Below are 13,894 nucleotides of genomic sequence, written 5' to 3'. Positions count from 1 at the left end.
CGCGGGCTCAGCCGCCGGAGGCGAGCCACTCGCGCTGGCGCTTCATCAGGTCGTTCAGCAGCGCCTTGTCCGGCGTGCCCTTGACCTCGACGTCGACGGTGTACTGGACGTCGCCCTGGCTGGAGATGCCGGTCATCGAGCCGGTGTAGGCCTCGTGCTTGGGCTTGTTGCGGAAGCCGTGGGCGTTGGGGTCGCCGTCGATGTCGATCGGCTCCTGCGACTTGACGGTGTAGCCCTGGACGAACCTGCTCGCCAGGTCGGCGGAGCCGAAGTGCAGCAGGGTGACGGTGACTTGGGCGGTGCCGTCGGCCGTGCGGTAGGTGCGCTCGGCGCCGTCCCGGTAGCCGAGCCGGTTGAGGATGGTGTCGATGTCGTCCTGCTTGCCGAATATCTCGGAGACGTCGTCGCGGGTCATCGGCATCCCGTCCGCGGGCCCGTAGGACTCGCCGCCGGCCGGGATCGGGAGCAGGAAGTAGCGCAGGTCGCCCTCGTGCTTGCCGCCGCTGACCGTGCCCTTGACGGTGCTGGCCGGGGCGGGCTCGGCCGGGGCGGCGGTGGGCACCGGGACGGGTACGGCGGACGGGGTCGCGCTCGCGCTCGTGTTCGTGTTCGCCGGGGTGGTGGCCGCGGCGGTGGCGCGCGGTGCGGGCGCGGCGGCCGGACGGCCGTCCGGCTTGCCGACCGCGACGGTCACCGCGGCGCTGGCCGCCGTGACGGCGAGCAGTCCGGCGGTGGCCAGCGCGACGCCGACGGCACGCGGCAGCCGGCGCGAGGCCGGGGCCGGAACCGGGGCCGTCGCCGGGTCGGCTGCGGGCTCGGGCACGGGCGTGGGTTCGGGTACGACAGCTGCTTCCGGCGCAGCTGCGGGCGCGGCAGCCGGATCCGGCGGCGGATCGGTGAACGCGGCGCTCTCGTTCTCGGGCGCGGACAAAGCACTCCCCCCAAGGGAACATTCTCGGAATCTCGCACGCGGGCCACTGTCGGGAATCCGCTCCCCCCGCGGCTTCCCGGACCGTCCATCACGTGCCTCACCAGGCAGTATGAGAGTCCGATGACATTCATGCCAACGAAAACAATCACCGCACTCCCGCCCAATGCCCGATGAAACGGACAGTCCGTGATCCAACCGCAACAGGCGGGCGGGACGCGGCGCTACGGTGGCCCGGTGACGGGCAGTCGGAACACGGTGCTGGTGGTGCTGCGCGGGCCGAGCGGGGCGGGCAAGTCCAGCGTCGCCACCGGGCTGCGGGCCGCGTACGGGCGGGGCGTGGCGGTCGTCGGGCAGGACCTGTTGCGGCGCACCGTGCTGCGCGAGCGCGACGTGCCGGGCGGGGCGAACATCGGCCTGGTCTCCCTGGTGGCCCGGCACGCGCTTTCCCTGGGGGAGATGACGTGTTGCAGGTGCGTCAGTGCAGCTCAGTGCCGTATTTCAGACTCTAGTCACTGCAACACCTGTTGCGTCATCCCCCCTGCGGGTGAACCGTGGCGTCAGGGCTTCTGGTTGAGCGCCCGGGTCAGATCGCGATTGGCAGCGCGGGCAGCGTCGAGCTCGCCCTGGAGCTCCTCAACCGAGCCCCTGAGCTGGATGTTCTGCTGTTGCAGCCGTGTGTTCTCTCGCTGGAGCGCGTCGACGTCGACCGGTGCGCCGAGCCCCGACTCGCGCCAGACCTGCTCGCCCAACGCCTCGGACAGACGACGCTGCAATCGCTGGACCTCAGCGGACAGGCGAACGTTCCGATCCTGCGCGTGCGCGAGATCCGCCTGGAGCGAGGCCCGGGTGACCCCGGACGCCTGCGGTCCCGTGGGTTCCCGCTCGGCGGCGTGGACCAGGGCGAGGAGGTCCTTGTGTCGATAGAGGTAGGTGCGATCGACCCCCGCCTGGCGGGCGATCGCGGAGACGCTAACCGTGTTGCCGGCCTTTCGCATGGCGTCGATGGCCTTGAGTACTCGCTGGCGCCGACGGGCCGAGTCGGCCTGCCGGCCGTCGAGCATGGAGTTGGTCATGCAGGCCGCCCCGGCCGGACGTCGGGCAGCGGCTGGCTGATCCGAGTGGGCATGCCCAGCATGACCGGGCGCCCGCGGCGGACGTTGGCGACCGCGGCTTCGATCTGTGCGCGTTCCTCGGGGCTGAGGTCGTCCAGGTCGGCCTTGACCCGCTCGATCAAACGGCGCACTCGGGCGATCTCCTCCTCGGAGGGCATGGCCTCACTCCTGGCCCAGTCGTCGGCTTCGAAGGCAGACCTGAGCCGTTCGCGGCTCCGCAGCAGGTCTGCGAGGTAGGCGTGCAGGTCGGGGAGGTAGGAGACGTCGGTGCGGAAGTGATCGCAGCCGACACAGCGGAAGCGGATGGGGCAGCTGTGTCCGCCGGCCGCGACGTTGGAGGGCTCCAGGCAGACGCCGTAGGGGACGGCAACCTCCCCGATCGCTCGCCGGACGTGCTCGGATTCCAGAAGCCCCTGAACCTTGCGCCAGACGCGGTTTCCGTGGCGGTCGAACTGCATCGCGGTCACCCGCTCAACGGCCGCTCGGCGCCGGTCATCGGTGATTTGGTAGTAGCCCTGTGTGGTGGACAGGAGTCGGTGATCCATAAGGACCTTGAGGACCTCGACCCTCACGCCCGCGTCTGCATGTCGCTGAGCGTAGGAGTGCCGGTGGGCGTAGGGGAAGATCCGGCTCTTGTCGAACGGGAGCATCTTGATCGTCGGTTGTCCGTTCTCGAGGACCTCGATCGGGAGCAGGAAGTCGGGCAGCGCATCGACCCAGTTTCGGTGCGCGGGAGCGATGTTCCCGATGGGTTTGCGGCCCTCTGGGTTGGCGCGGGGCGAGGGGAGGAGAGCCAGCTCGGCAACGGGGGTCGCGGGGAACCGTTCGCGGACGCGTTCTTGTTGAGCGGTGATCAGGGCTGCTGTTTCCTTCGCGATAGGCAGCCGACGTCCGGGACGGTTGGCCTTGGAGTTGTCGTAGAGCAGGATGGGGGTTCCATCGGGGTCCGTGGTGAGACAGTCCCACCGCAGCATGGCGGCCTCGTCGGGACGGCGGCCGGTGTCGATGAGAATCTCGACGCAGACCCGGACCTCTCGCGAGCTGCTGGCCTCCAACTGGTGCAGACTGGCACAGAGTTGCCGCATCACCTCGTCGGGCAGGTCCTTGCCGGCCTCGGTGTCTTCGGGGATGTCGGGGATGTCGTCCGGTGTGATGGCGAAGTCCGGTGGGAGTCCTTCCAGCGGCTGCCCAGGACGGGTCATGCCCGAGGTGCGGCACCAGTTGAGGATCTTGCGGATATGCAGGGTGGTGGTGTGGCGCATCCCCGCGCTCAGCTCGTCCTGTTGCATCAGGTAGCCGAGCCGGTTGCAGAGGTTGATCACGTCGTTGCGGCTGAAGCGGGTGTGGTCCAGGCCGTGATCCTCCCGCTGCAGCCAGAGGCACTCGGAGAGCCGCTCCATGCTGAGGACGTGACGCCGCACCGCGCCCTGGATCCCGTGGGCGCGGGCTCCACGACGGCGGCCGAGATCGTTGGCGGCCCAGAGCTTCGTGGCTTCCCGCAGCCAAGTCTGGCGGATCTCCGTGAAACTCACCGTCCCACTCAAGCCGAAGACGGTGAGGTCCCAGACGTCCTTGAGCCGCTCGGTCTCGGGGGTCGCACCGACACGGGAACAGACCCGCTGGATGCCCCGGGTCAGAGCGCGTTCGCTGACATGCAGGTCGCCGATGTCCCAGCCGAGCACTGTCGTCAGCCCCAGGGAGCGGGCGCGATCGCAGAGACGGCGCAACGTCTGGTCAAGCGTGCGGACGCACTCCTTCGTCCGCAGCTGAAACCCGTAGAGGATCTCAGCGACGAGCGGAAGGGGCAGTCCCCGGAAGCTGACCTGTCCGGACACGGGGATCGCCGACGAAGTTCGCCTCCAGCTCCCTTCATCGTCTCCAAGCGTGCCGGCACGTCGGGCCTCGTTGTAGCGGTGCCGGTGTGCCTTGCAGTAGCTGTGGCGAGAGCTGTCGCGGTCCCGGTAGCAGGCCACGACCGCGCAGGGGCCGATTCGACGGATCGGCGACAGGTCAGGACGCTGCAGGAACTCCTCCAAGGACAGCCCGCGGTGTTCCTGTTGGGCGTAGTGGGGGTCGCAGAGTCCGCACTTCTCCGTCCTGCGGGGACGCTCGCACTCCGGAACCTGGCAGGGCGACTGCCCGACGCACCTCCAGTTCCTGGCGGCCGAACCGATGAAGTCGTCCATGTCCAGGCTGGACAGCTGCCACCGGCGTCGGCAGGCCGAGCACAGACGCCCGTGATTGGCAGGGTTGGTGCACTCTGCGATGGCGCAGGCGGGCCGACTCAGGACCAAATGCTCCGCGGGGAAGAAGACGACACGCTGATCCCAGTCCCATCGAACCGAGGCAAGAAACTCATCGTCCAGGGCTTCAAGGATCAACTTCGTCCGCCGGTCCGCCAGTTCGGCGGGGGAGAGCGATGCCTCGTTAAGCGCGATCACTGTCATCGCCGATCACCGGAACCTGGGCGAGGGAACACGCTCGACGGCTTCCCGCAGACGTTCAGGTGCTGGATGCAGGTAGGGCCGGGCCGACTCGGTACTGTCCTGCCCGAGCAGGGCCTGAACCTCGTCGAGCGAGGCCCCGGCATCGGCCCAGTTGCTGCCGGCAGCGTGACGGCTCATGTGAGGTGCCACCTTCCGCGAGAGCTCAGCACGTCGGTTGAGTTCGTCGTAGAGCTCGTTGATCGCCGCAGGTGGCACCGGCTCGCCCAGCGGCTCCCGGAAGAGGTTGACCAAGAGGAAGTCGCTGCCGCCCGGACCCAGGCGAGCGTGACGCTCGTCGCTGTACTGATCGAATGCCTGAACGACCAAGAAGTCGACCGGCAGGACCCGCTCGCTCTTGGACTTCGACCAGGCGCCGTTCTTGTTCTGCCGTCGGACGACGTGCAGGTGGGCGCCCTTGTGGTCGCATCCCAGAGCACGGGAGTCCGGCAGGAGATGGCAGTCGGAGCGGTGCAGCCCAGCAGCCTGGCCCCTGCGCAATCCGACCCGTCCCAGCAGCAACACGATCAAGCGGTCGCGTGCGTTTCGGCAGTTCAGGAACATCGAGACCAGCTCTTCGTCGCTGGCCCGGTCAACCTGCGTTTCCGGCTCGCACACTCGGTGCTGTACTCCCATGCGGTAGAAGAGCCGGCTGTCTTCGCCCTGGGCCTCCTGCGGCAGGCTGCTGCTGTCGGCCAGCTCGTAGATCTGCCCGAGCACCCACTCCGGTGCCTCACCGATCGAGACCGCGTAGCGCAGCAGCCCGCGGACCGCCGTCAGGACCCTGTTGACGCGTCGCTCGCGCCGGACGACAGCCGAGCCCGGGCCGAAGACAACGTTCGAGCCGTTGATCGTCGGGGAGGACGGCGTCCACTTCAGCCAGAGGATGAACAGCCCCAGGTCCCGGGCCGCCACTCGCCAGTCACGGCCAGTGGTCAAACACCAGTAGAGGTACAACGCCACGCAGCCGGCGTAGCTCTTGGTCGTCGTCTCAGCTCGGTCTTTGCTGAGACGGAGGTACCGAAGCCACTGGTCGGCTACCGGGAAGGGCCGGAACTCATCATCGACGACACTCCAGTACCTGGCGCCCGAAGGCAGTACCACTGGGAAAGCCCTCATGTTCAACTTCCTGTCTCTGTAGCTGCTTGCAACGTCTCGCCACAGAGCCTCACCCCCCAAGAACGAGCATTAGCTCATCAACGAGGAGACCTGACACCACGTCACGCAACAGCCAGAAGACCCCGATGGAACGCGCTGGACAGCGGCTTCCACGTCGTGGTGGAGGGCATCCTCGCCGCCGAGCGCTACGGCGCGATGCTCGCGGGCCTGGTCGCCGACCACCGGGGGCGCAGCCACCTCTACTACCTGGACGTCGGCTTCGCGGAGACGGTGCGCCGGCACGCCACCCGGCCGCAGGCGGCGGAGTTCTCGCCCGGGGACATGGCCGGGTGGTACCGGGAGCGGGACCTGCTGCCGGGCGGGGTGGAGCGGGTCGTCCCGCAGAGCAGCACGCTGGCGGGGACGGTCGCCCGGATCCTGGCCGACACCGCGCTGACCCCGCCCGGGTGGACGCCCCTGCCCTGACGGCGCGACGGGGTGACGGCGTGTCGTACGGGCCAGGCTTGAGTTGGAGTGCACTCCAAGTCCTACGGTTCCTTCCGTGGCCAGGGCCGGTCGGCCGGGGCCGCGACACCAGAACGGTACGAGGAGAGGACGGGGACATGGGCGTTTCGGAGCAGGGGGCCGGGCAGCGGCAGGAGCGGTTCGACCGGGGCATGGAGATGCTCACCCGGGTCGACGGCGAGGGCGGCCGGCGCGTGGTGGACGCCCTGGCCGACATCAACCCCGAACTCGCCCACCAGGTGGTCGCCTGGGGCTTCGGCGACATCTACAGCCGCCCCGAACTCGCCCCGCGCGACCGCCAGTTGGTGACCCTGGGGATGCTCACCGCACTCGGCGGCTGCGAGCCGCAGCTGGAGGTCCACATCAACGCCTCGCTCAACGTCGGCCTCACCCCCACCGAGATCACCGAGGCCCTGCTGCACGCCGCCGCCTACTGCGGCTTCCCCAAGGCGCTGAACGCCACCTTCGTCGCCAAGAAGGTCTTCGGCGAGCGCGGCCTGCTCCCGGTCACGGCCGGCTGACGCCCCGCCACGGGCCCGGGTTCAGGACTGCGCCTCGTAGCCGAGGAGGGCCTTGCCGACGGCGTCCCGCAGCGGGCCCTCGAGGTCGACGAGCTGCTGGCGGTCGGTGGAGCGACCGTCGGACCACTGGCCGAGACTGACGAGCATCGCGCGGCCGCTGCCGCTGAAGGCCTGGACCATGCCGCTGTCCGGCGGGAGGGTCGGCAGGCCCGAGGCGGGCGGCGGGGCCTGGGCGCCGACCTCGAAGTCCTCGAAGTCCTCGGACAGCCGGGTGACCGTGTGGAGGGCGTCCAGCTTGTCCCTCATGGTGAACACGGCCAGGTTGAACTGGTCGTTCCGGGCGTCCTTGTAGAGGGCTACCTGCTCGCCCACACAGCCCTGGCCCGCCTTGATCATGGCGATCAGCCGGGAGCCGACCGAGTCCGGCTCGGTGCACGAGGGCAGGGTGGCGGAGGCGACCCTGGTGAAGACGGTGCCGGAGGGCGAGCGCACCTCGGCGGGGAAGACCTGGTCCAGCGGTATCTGCGGACGGCCCGCGGCGGCCGCCGGACCGGCGGCACCGGTGGTGGCGGTGGTGGCGACGGCCGGGACCGCCATGGTCGGGGCGGCCGGCGCGGCCGGGGCGGCACTGTCCTCGGCGGACGGCACGAGCTGCAGGCCGATGGCGACCACGGCGGCGGCGCCCACGGCCAGGGCGGCGTTGCGCGGCCAGACCCGCCGGGACGGCGGCGCACCGGCCGGGCGGTTCGCCGCCTCCTGCTCCGCGGCCACGGCCTTCACGAAGTCGTCCCACTGCTGGTCATCGGACTTGCTCCGGCGCTGGTCCGGATCGTCGTTTCGCATACCGACGTACCGTAGTGATCCCGACTGACAGATCCATCCCGTGGACGGTCACATCTTGATCAACTTGTGGCGCTCCGGGCCGGGGCGGCGGGGTGCGGGCGGTGCGAGGATGCCGGGATGACGTATTCGGCTGCACGTGACGCGCTGGAGGGCCTGGCGCTCGGGGACGGTTTCGGGGAGCGGTGGTTCCCGCTGTTCCGCGCACCGAAGGTGGCGTTCACCCAGATCCGGGCCCGGCGGGTGCCGCCGGAGACCCCGTGGCACTGGACCGACGACACGGCGATCAGCCAGCCGCCGGCCATGCCGACGGCGCTCAGCAGGGCGAGGGCGTAGCCGCTGGCGTTGAGCAGGGAGTCGAGGATCTCCTGCCGAGAGGGGGCCTCGGAGCGGTAGCGGGGGTTGGCGGAGGTCAGCGGGCAGTTGGGGACGTAGCGCATGCCGAAGTAGACGACGGCTAGGCAGAGGGTGCCGGTGGTGACGGCGAAGAGGGTGTAGCTGAGGGTCAGGCGAGATGAGCGTCACCTCCGGCTGGCGCAGCAAGGCCTACCAGCAGCGGCTGCTGGACAAGGCGGTGGAGAAGTACGGGAGCCTGGAGCGGGCCCGGCAGTTCGTGAACACGCCGGAGAAGTCGGCGCACGTGGCGGGCAAGGCGGTGGACCTCGGCCCGACGAACGCCGACTACTGGCTGATCCAGCACGGTGCCCGGTACGGGCTGTGCCAGGTGTACAGCAACGAGGTGTGGCACTTCGAGCTGCTCACCGCGCCGGGCGGGACCTGCCCGGCGTAGCTGCCGGACGCGGCGGGGTGAGGGCGGGGTGACGGCGGTGGCGGCTGGGGGCGGGGCGGTGGCGCCGGGCGGCGCGGCCCGGAGCTCCTCGGGCCTGCGCGCCCTCGGATCTGAGCATCCGTCAGCGGGCTGAACGGATCGCCCGCGGCGGGCCGTGGACGGGGTGGGGGTATCGACACGGTCTTGATAGGCCGTCAATCGACATATGTCGTCTGACTGCTTATGGTGGGTACCGCGACGCGCCACCGTGCCGTCGCACCCCCGTACCCGCACGCGAGAGGACCGCCGTGCCCCAACATTCGCGTACCGCCCGCGCGTTGGCCTTGGCCGCCGCCACCGTGGCGCTGGCCCTGACCGCGCCGCCCGCCCTGGCCGCGCCGGCCCCGGGTCCGGACACCGACCCGGTGCCCGCCCTGGTGGCCGGCCAGGACACCGCCACGCCGCAGCTGGTGACCGGCCTGGACGAACCCGCCCCCGGCGACCCGGTCCAGGCCGCCCGGGCCCACCTGGCGGCCCACCCCGAGCGCTACCGCATCGACACCGGCGAACTGACCGAACTCGCCTCCACCCCCGGCCCGGACGGCCGGCGCACCGTCAGGTTCGAGCAGCGCCACGGCGGGATCCCCGTCCTCGGCGGCCAGTACCTGGTGCACCTCGCCGGGCAGGGCGTCGGCCAGAAGGTCGAGTCGGCGGGCGGGCGCTACTTCACCGGCCTGACCGCCCCCACCACCCCCGCCGTCCCGGCCGAGGTCCTGCGCCGCACCGCGATCGACTCGCTGACCGACCCCCAGCAGCGCACCGGCGCCACCGCCGAGGACCTCGGCGCGGTCGTCCTGCCCGGCGGCCCCGGCCGCCTGACCGAGCACTACACCGTGCGCCCCGGGGCCGGCGGCACCGCCCGCGAGGTGTACGTCGACGCCACCGCCGGCACCGTCGCCCTGGCCCACGACACCCGCGCCCCCAGCCCCGCCGCCGGCCCGGCACCCGGCCAGGCCCCCGCCGCTCAAGCTCCCAAGACTCAAGCCCCCAAGGCCCAGACCCAGGCCCAGGCCCAGGCCCAGGCCCAGGCCCAGGCCCCCGAGGATCGAACTCCCGGGACCCAGGCCCCCGCCGACGGCCTCCAGCCCGCCACCGGCACCGCCCCCGACGCCCACGGACGCGCCACCGCCGTCCACATCGCCAAGCGCCCCGACGGCGGCTACCAGCTCACCGACCTCACCCGCCCCGGCACCCTCACCACCTACGACGCCGGCGGCCGCGACGAGGGCGACTTCGACGGCACCGTCCCCGCCGACGCCGCCCCCGTCTCCTCCCCCACCCCCGACTTCCCCGCCGCCACCGGGGACGACGGCGCCACCGACGCCCACGTCAACGCCGGGATCGTGGACGACTTCTACCGCGACCGGCTCGGCCGCAACGGCCTGGACGGCCAGGGCGGCCCGATCGTCTCCGTGGTCAACGTGAGCGACCACGGCAAGCCGTTCCCGAACGCCTTCTGGGACGGCCGCAAGATGGTCTACGGCTCCCTCGGCGACGCCTACTACCCCTTCTCCGCCGCCCTGGACGTCTCCGGCCACGAGATGACCCACGCCGTCATCGACCACACCGCCAACCTGGTCTACTTCGGCCAGTCCGGCGCCATGAACGAGGCGATCGCCGACTACTTCGGCAACGCCATCGAGGTCACCGCCCGCGGCCTGGCCATGGACGACCCCACCGCCCCGCTGCTGGGCGAGAGCCTGTGCCGCACCGGCACCCCGCAGGCCTGCGCCCAGCGCCGCCTGGACGACCACCGCACCACCGTGGACGACTACCTGGGCACCCTCGACGTCGACCAGGGCGGGGTGCACCTCAACTCCACCATCTTCGGCGGCGCGCTGTGGGACGTGCGGCGTGGCATCGACCCGCTCACCGCCGACCGGGTCGTCTACCACGCCCTCGCCGACTACCTCACCCCCACCGACGACTTCCTGGCCGGCCGCAACGCGGTGCTGGCCGCCGGCCGCGACCAGGGCCTGGACACCCGCCAACTGCGCGCCATCGCCGCCGCGTTCGACGCCCACGGGATCCGGGCCGGCTGGCAGCACCGGCTCGGCACGGACGCCCGCACCCTGCTGACGGACATCCCCAACAGCATGTCCAGCCCGGTCGCCGCGAACGGGCACTGGGTGATCCTGGCCAACGGGCCCGACGGCAACGGGCTGTACACCGGCACCGTCGACGGCCGCGGCAAGCCCGTACGGCTCAGCCCCCAGGACGGGCGCTTCCACAGCTGGGCCGCCACCGACGGCACCACCGCCGTCTGGGAGGCCCAGGGCGGCCCCCAGGGCCCGGGCCGAGAGATCCTGACCGCCCCACTCAGCGGCGCCGGCCCGGTGCGCAGCCTGCTGCGCACCACCCAGAGCCTCGACGGACTCCAGGTCTCCGGCCCGGACATCGCCTACGTGCTCGACGACCCCCAGGCCCACCGCACCCGGGCGTACCTCGTCCACGACGGGGCGCCGGCCGTCGAACTCCCGCTGCCCGAGGGGCACGGCCTGTCCGGCCTGACCCTGCGCGACGGCCTGCTCGGCTGGACGGAGACCTGGCAGGACGGCGGACAGCAGGTGGACGCGCCGACCGTCTACTCCGTCGCGGCGGGGAAGGTCACCGCCCAGTACACCGCACACGCCCCGGCCGGCTCCGGGCCCAGCCGCCCCTCCTCCACCCTGCTGGCGGGCGGGCGCCTGGTCTGGCTGGACACCCCCGCCGATCCGGCCGGGCGCAGCACCATCCGCTCGGGCGCGGTGGACGGTTCGGGCATCGTCGACGTGCTGCCCGCCGACTCCCCGCAGGCCCCCCGGTTCGCCACGCTGACCGCCTCCGACCAGGCCGTCAGCTACCAGCTGACGTCGCAGAAGCCGGCCGGCGGCTGGACCAACGCGGCGCTGCCCAAGCTGTGGCAGGTGCCGCTGGCGGGCGGCGAGCCGCAGCGGATCTCCTGCGACCGCGGTGGCCAGTACGCGGTGGCCGCCGACCGGGGCACCCGGGTGGTGTGGCTGGACGCCACGGCGGGCCGGGCCGACCTGGTGACCCGCGAGCGGCCGGCGGGCGGCTGCTGAGCCGGCGCCGTCCGCGCGGATACCGGAGCGATCCCCATCCGAGGTGAATGACGGATCGTCAGTTCCGTTGCCGTCGCCCGTGATCCTTCGGGCGGCGGCTCGGCGCGTCGCCGTCCAGGACGGCGAGCACCTCGCGCACCGCCACCCGGCCGGCCCTGCGGTACGCGTACTCGCTGGTGTCCGTGTCGTGCACCACGGTGCGGTGCACGACGATCGCCAACGCCGCCACCGCACCGGGCAGTTGCTCGGCCAGCTCGGCGCGCACGCCCTCCACCAGGGCGCCGTGGTAGCGGGCCAGTTCCTCCGCCGGCACCGGGCCGCCGTACACGGTGGCGTCGCGGGCGGACTCCAGGTGCACGCCCTCCTCCCACGGCTCGAAGTCGACCGTGGCGTCCGCGACGGCACTCGGGCAGCCGCTCTGGAAGACGTAGCGGGCGCGCACTCCGCGCACCGGGCGGGGCGGGAAGGCCTGCGGCCCGGACGTCATGCGTACGTGATCTCGACCGAGTCGACCACCACGTCCGCCACCGGGCGCTCGTCCTCGGTGGGGGCGGCGGCGATCGCGTCCACCACGGCCTTGGAGGCGGCGTCGGCGACCTGCCCGAAGATGATGTGCTTGCGGTTGAGGTGGGTGGGGGTGCCCACCGTGATGAAGAACTGCGAACCGTTCGTCCCCGGGCCGGAGTTGGCCATCGCCAGCAGGTACGGCTTGGTGAAGAACAGCTCCGGGTGGAACTCGTCCGCGAAGGCGTAGCCCGGGCCGCCGGCGCCGGTGCCGGTCGGGTCGCCGCCCTGGATCATGAAGCCCTTGATCACCCGGTGGAACACCGTGCCGTCGTAGTACGGGCCGCTGCCCGGCTCCCCGGTCCGCGGGTCGGTGTACTCCCGGGCGCCCTCGGCGAGTTCGACGAAGTTGCGGACCGTCTTCGGCGCGTGGAACGGGAACAGTTCCAGCCGGATCGGGCCCGCGGTGGTGTGCAGGGTGGCGAACCGGGCGTTGGCCACGGGTGACTCCTCTTGTCGTCCTTGTTCGGTATACAGAGGGGCATCCTGGCACGTGACTCCTCCCCCGGCTGAAGCCGGGGCTTCTCGCTGACCCTTGCGGGCGTCGCGACGGGCCGGCCCGACCCGTAGGACGTTGACGGCTCCCCCTGTGTCGGCGTGCGCCCGATGGCCGCAGACCACGCAGTGGAAGACTTCCTGGCTGGGCCGGCTCTCCGCCGTGACGTGCCCGACGCCTTGGAAGCGGACGCGGGTGACCGGGTCGCGCGGGGTGGAGTCCCAGCGGCAGCCGTCGCCGTCCTTGGGGAAGTCCACCGTGTCGAACCAGTTCACCCCACGGAACCGGGGGTAGCCGGGCGTCTCGCCGGACTTGGCCCGGCGGAAGAAGGCCGCGAACGCCTTGTCCAGACGGCGCAGCGTGGCCTGCTGCGAGGAGAACGACCAGCGGCCCTGCCGCTCCGGGTCGAACGTCCGGATCTCCTTGAGCTGCGCGGACTGCTGCCCGTACCTGATCGACGTCTTCGACGGATGCCGGTAGGCGTCGCGGCGTTCCTGGAGCGCGCCGTTGTAGAGCGAGCAGTGATCCCGCAGCATCTCGGCGAGCGCCTGCGCCTGGCCCACGGTGGGCCTGATGAGGAACTTGTACGCACGGATCACCCGGCCCACCCCCTTACGGCCGACGTGATCAAGCTGGTACACGCCACTGACAACGCAGAGGACTCCGCCGCTTCGCGGCTCCGGGCCAAGGATGCATTCCCTCCCCCGGCTGAAGCCGGGGATACCCTGCAAGATCAGGGACGGGAGGATGCACGGCCGAAAGCAGCGAGGGAAAAGGTGGTGACCGTGATGGTCGGAGCGGTGCTGGTCGCGGTGCTGGTGCTGGTGCTCGCCGGGTGCGGGTGCGTGGTGTGGGCCGAGCGCGGCGGGCCGCGCTGGGTGCGCGCGGTCGCGGCGGTGACGCTCGCCGCGGGCGACCTGCTGCGCAGCGCGGAGCAGCGCCGCCGGCGGCGGGAACGGCGGGAGCGGTGGCTTCTGGGCAGGAGCAACAGCGGCGAGGGCGGCGGGGACTGAGGCTGAGCGATGACGGGGACGGGGACGGGGGCTGAGCGGTGACGGACGGGGCGGAGGAGCGGCGGCTGCGGCGCGTGTTCGAGGCGGCGCTGGCCGACGCCGCGGCCGGGCGCGGGGTGGTGAGCTGCCTGGGGCTGGACTGCGAGACCGACGACGCGCTGTTGGCGGTGTACGACGCCGCGATCGGCTACCGCGCCACGGGATCCCGTGAGGAGCTGGTGGCCGCCGCCCGGCGGGCCTTCGAAGGGCAGCTGGACGGCACCAACGCGGCGCGGTGGCACGAGCAGTTGGCGCGCCGGTTCACCGAACGCTGACACCTCGGAACGCGGCGCGTCCCCGGCCGCCGTGGGGTGCACGGCGGCCGGGGACGCGACCGGGGGTCAGCACTGGAGATGCCAGCGCCGGCTGTCAGCTCTGGAC

General features: G+C 71.6%; 14 protein-coding genes and 1 pseudogene. 7 read left to right on the top strand and 8 right to left on the bottom strand.

Going from position 1 to position 13,894, the window contains the following annotated elements:
• Positions 1-7: 7 nt before the first annotated feature.
• Entirely contained in the window at positions 8-823 is an 816-nt protein-coding gene (locus tag ACZ3YL_RS18205; RefSeq protein ID WP_465658400.1) for a hypothetical protein, read from the bottom strand.
• Between the two features lie 342 nt (positions 824-1,165).
• On the opposite strand from ACZ3YL_RS18205, the pseudogene ACZ3YL_RS18200 reads away from it, so the two are divergent.
• Positions 1,166-1,384: pseudogene (locus ACZ3YL_RS18200) on the top strand (P-loop NTPase family protein); the annotation flags it as partial.
• Positions 1,385-1,488: 104 nt separating this feature from the next.
• Here the strand turns inward: ACZ3YL_RS18200 and ACZ3YL_RS18195 are convergent.
• The 3 genes from ACZ3YL_RS18195 to ACZ3YL_RS18185 are packed head-to-tail and all read right to left on the bottom strand — an operon-like array spanning position 1,489 to position 5,489.
• Positions 1,489-2,004: a DUF6262 family protein gene (locus tag ACZ3YL_RS18195; RefSeq protein ID WP_465658398.1), complete on the bottom strand. Its 516-nt coding sequence runs from the start codon at positions 2,002-2,004 to the stop codon at positions 1,489-1,491.
• Positions 2,001-4,490, bottom strand: a complete 2,490-nt coding sequence (locus ACZ3YL_RS18190) for a tyrosine-type recombinase/integrase (protein WP_465658396.1) — start codon at positions 4,488-4,490, stop codon at positions 2,001-2,003. Before ACZ3YL_RS18190 ends, ACZ3YL_RS18195 begins: the two co-directional genes overlap by 4 nt.
• A gap of 6 nt (positions 4,491-4,496) precedes the next feature.
• The gene (locus ACZ3YL_RS18185) at positions 4,497-5,489 is read right to left on the bottom strand and encodes a tyrosine-type recombinase/integrase (protein WP_465658394.1); all 993 of its coding nucleotides are present in this window, start codon (positions 5,487-5,489) and stop codon (positions 4,497-4,499) included.
• 312 nt (positions 5,490-5,801) lie between these two features.
• On the opposite strand from ACZ3YL_RS18185, the gene ACZ3YL_RS18180 reads away from it, so the two are divergent.
• Entirely contained in the window at positions 5,802-6,110 is a 309-nt protein-coding gene (locus ACZ3YL_RS18180) for a P-loop NTPase family protein (RefSeq protein WP_465658392.1), read from the top strand.
• A 137-nt stretch (positions 6,111-6,247) separates the two neighbouring features.
• Complete coding sequence (locus tag ACZ3YL_RS18175; RefSeq protein ID WP_188305636.1) at positions 6,248-6,670, top strand: carboxymuconolactone decarboxylase family protein; 423 nt, start codon at positions 6,248-6,250, stop codon at positions 6,668-6,670.
• A gap of 21 nt (positions 6,671-6,691) precedes the next feature.
• Here ACZ3YL_RS18175 and ACZ3YL_RS18170 read toward each other — a convergent pair whose 3' ends face one another.
• Positions 6,692-7,513: a hypothetical protein gene (locus ACZ3YL_RS18170; protein WP_465658390.1), complete on the bottom strand. Its 822-nt coding sequence runs from the start codon at positions 7,511-7,513 to the stop codon at positions 6,692-6,694.
• 59 nt (positions 7,514-7,572) lie between these two features.
• Entirely contained in the window at positions 7,573-7,950 is a 378-nt protein-coding gene (locus tag ACZ3YL_RS18165) for a hypothetical protein (RefSeq protein WP_465658389.1), read from the bottom strand.
• A gap of 74 nt (positions 7,951-8,024) precedes the next feature.
• On the opposite strand from ACZ3YL_RS18165, the gene ACZ3YL_RS18160 reads away from it, so the two are divergent.
• Both ACZ3YL_RS18160 and ACZ3YL_RS18155 read left to right on the top strand, forming a co-directional pair.
• Positions 8,025-8,300, top strand: a complete 276-nt coding sequence (locus ACZ3YL_RS18160) for a M15 family metallopeptidase (protein ID WP_465658387.1) — start codon at positions 8,025-8,027, stop codon at positions 8,298-8,300.
• Between the two features lie 317 nt (positions 8,301-8,617).
• Positions 8,618-11,401: a M4 family metallopeptidase gene (locus ACZ3YL_RS18155; protein ID WP_465658385.1), complete on the top strand. Its 2,784-nt coding sequence runs from the start codon at positions 8,618-8,620 to the stop codon at positions 11,399-11,401.
• A gap of 58 nt (positions 11,402-11,459) precedes the next feature.
• On the opposite strand, the gene ACZ3YL_RS18150 is transcribed toward ACZ3YL_RS18155, so the two are convergent.
• Positions 11,460-11,888: a hypothetical protein gene (locus ACZ3YL_RS18150; protein WP_188305631.1), complete on the bottom strand. Its 429-nt coding sequence runs from the start codon at positions 11,886-11,888 to the stop codon at positions 11,460-11,462.
• Entirely contained in the window at positions 11,885-13,060 is a 1,176-nt protein-coding gene (locus tag ACZ3YL_RS18145) for a peptidylprolyl isomerase (protein WP_465658383.1), read from the bottom strand. Before ACZ3YL_RS18145 ends, ACZ3YL_RS18150 begins: the two co-directional genes overlap by 4 nt.
• A gap of 189 nt (positions 13,061-13,249) precedes the next feature.
• Here ACZ3YL_RS18145 and ACZ3YL_RS18140 point away from each other — a divergent pair, with 189 nt between their 5' ends.
• A complete protein-coding gene (locus ACZ3YL_RS18140; protein ID WP_465658467.1) occupies positions 13,250-13,474 on the top strand; it encodes a hypothetical protein in 225 nt (74 codons plus the stop codon).
• A 38-nt stretch (positions 13,475-13,512) separates the two neighbouring features.
• Positions 13,513-13,788 (top strand): hypothetical protein, encoded by a 276-nt coding sequence (locus ACZ3YL_RS18135; protein WP_188305630.1) that lies wholly within the window; start codon positions 13,513-13,515, stop codon positions 13,786-13,788.
• Positions 13,789-13,894: the final 106 nt, after the last annotated feature.

The organism is Kitasatospora sp. NPDC023176 (genome assembly GCF_055560495.1).
This window is presented reverse-complemented; position numbering and strand designations above follow the sequence as displayed.